The 1,899-nt window shown below is 65.4% G+C and carries 2 protein-coding genes; both read right to left on the bottom strand.

The genetic code is table 11. The annotated features are described in order from the left end of the window. The coding region (locus tag D180_RS19215) for an FtsX-like permease family protein (protein WP_017914050.1) at positions 1–1,012 on the bottom strand (1,012 nt) is incomplete at its 3' end. 13 nt (positions 1,013–1,025) lie between these two features. Next, the gene (locus tag D180_RS19210) at positions 1,026–1,715 is read right to left on the bottom strand and encodes an ABC transporter ATP-binding protein (protein WP_017908954.1); all 690 of its coding nucleotides are present in this window, start codon (positions 1,713–1,715) and stop codon (positions 1,026–1,028) included. Between the last annotated feature and the right edge of the window lie 184 nt (positions 1,716–1,899).

Raw genomic sequence — 1,899 nt, 5'->3', positions numbered from 1 at the left:
GGCTGGCGCTGGCCAGCACCGGGATCGCCGCCGCCGCCAGCGCCATGCCGAGCAGGCCGCCGAGTACGATCAGCAGCACCGACTCGACGATCACCAGGGTCAGCACGGTGCGGTCCTGGAAGCCCAGGGTCTTGAGCGTGGCCAGTTCCGGAATGCGTTCGCGCACCGCCTGCGCCATGGTGTTGCCGGTTAGCAGCACCAGGGTGAAGAACACCGCGCCCATGATCGAGGTGACGATCAGGCCGATGTCGGCGAACTGCTTGACGAAGGCCTGCTGGAATGCCGACTCGGTCTGCGACTTGGTCTCGTGGTCGGAGTTGGCCGACAGCGCATCGATCGCCTGCGCCACGCGCGAGGCGTGCTCGGGATTGTCCAGCCGCACCGTGTACCAGCTGACCCTGCCCTTGATGTAGTCGTTGCTCTCGTCGAAGTATTTCCAGTTCATCATCAGCTGGTTCTCCGCCTGCACGTTGGCGCGGTCCTTGGCGCGGAAGATCGCCTTCAGTTCCAGCGGCCAGTCGTTGCTGCCGCCGCGCGGGAAGATGGTGGCCTGCAGCGGGATCACGTCGCCGACCTTCCAGCCGTTCTTCTTCGCCAGCGCCTCGCCCACCGCCGCACCGGTGCGGGTGTCGCGGAACGCCTTGAGCTGCTCCGGCGGCATCTCGTATTCGCTGTACACGTCGAAGAAGTTCGGTGCCACCGAGAAGTTGGGGAAGAAGTCCTTGGGATCCTTGTAGATGCCGCCGAACCACATCGCATAGGTCACGTCGCGCACGCCCGGCACGCTGCGGATCTGCGCTTCCAGGCGCACCGGCAGCGACTGGGTGATCGACAGGCGCGAGGCCACGACCAGGCGGTTGACCCCTTCCACCGAGCCGCCGGCGGTGAACGCGACGCGCACCGAGTCGAGCAGGCCGAACAGCAGGAAGGCGACGATCACCGAGAACAGGGTCAGCACTGTCCGCGTCTTGCTGCGGAACAGTTGCGCCCAGATCAACGAAAAATACTTCATGGCATCGCCTCGCTCAGTGCGCGGCCGGCGCGTCGGCCAGCTCGCCCTTGTCCAGGTGCACGGTGTGGGTGGCGTACTCGGCGGCCTTGGGGTCGTGGGTGACCATGACGATGGTCTTGCCGTGGCTGCGGTTGAGTTCCTGCAGCAGGCCCAGCACGTCCTCGGCCGAACGCCGGTCGAGGTCGCCGGTGGGTTCGTCGCAGATCAGGAAGGTGGGATCGGAGACGATGGCGCGGGCGATGGCCACGCGCTGCTGCTGGCCGCCGGACAGTTCGCTGGGCTTGTGGTTGCGGCGCTCGGCCAGGCCGACCAGGGTCAATGCGATCTCGGCATTGCGTTTGCGCTGTGCGGCGCTGAGCGAGGTCAGCAGCAGCGGCAGTTCGACGTTCTTCTGCGCGGTGAGCATCGGCATCAGGTTGTAGAACTGGAACACGAAGCCGACGTGGTGGCTGCGCCAGGTGGCGAGCTGCCCGCCGCTCATGCGGTCGATGCGCTGGCCTTCGATCTCGATCTCGCCGCCGCTGGGCGAATCCAGCCCGCCGATCAGGTTGAGCAGGGTGGTCTTGCCGGAGCCGGACGGTCCCATCAGGGCGACGAAGTCGCCACGGGCGATATCCAGGTCGATGCCGTGCAGGACCTGGACTTTCTCGGGGCCGCGCTGGTAGGTCTTGGTGACGTTGCGCAGGGTGACGAGGGTGGACATGGTGGTGTTCCTGGCGGTGGACGAGTGGAGGCGATGCGATCGCCGGTGGGCGAGGGGTTTACCGTTGCTTTTGCTTTTGATTTTGCTGTTGCAAGTGCAGCTGCAGCGGTTGTTGCTTTTGCTGTTGCTTCTGCCGTTGCTGTTGTTCTTGCTTTTGACTTGCCGGGTTCCCTTCCGAAGCGGC

The organism is Xanthomonas sp. SHU 166 (assembly GCF_000364685.1).
GTDB classification, from domain to species: domain Bacteria; phylum Pseudomonadota; class Gammaproteobacteria; order Xanthomonadales; family Xanthomonadaceae; genus Xanthomonas_A; species Xanthomonas_A sontii.
Note: the sequence above shows the minus strand (reverse complement) of the source record. Positions and strands in the feature narration are given on the sequence as shown.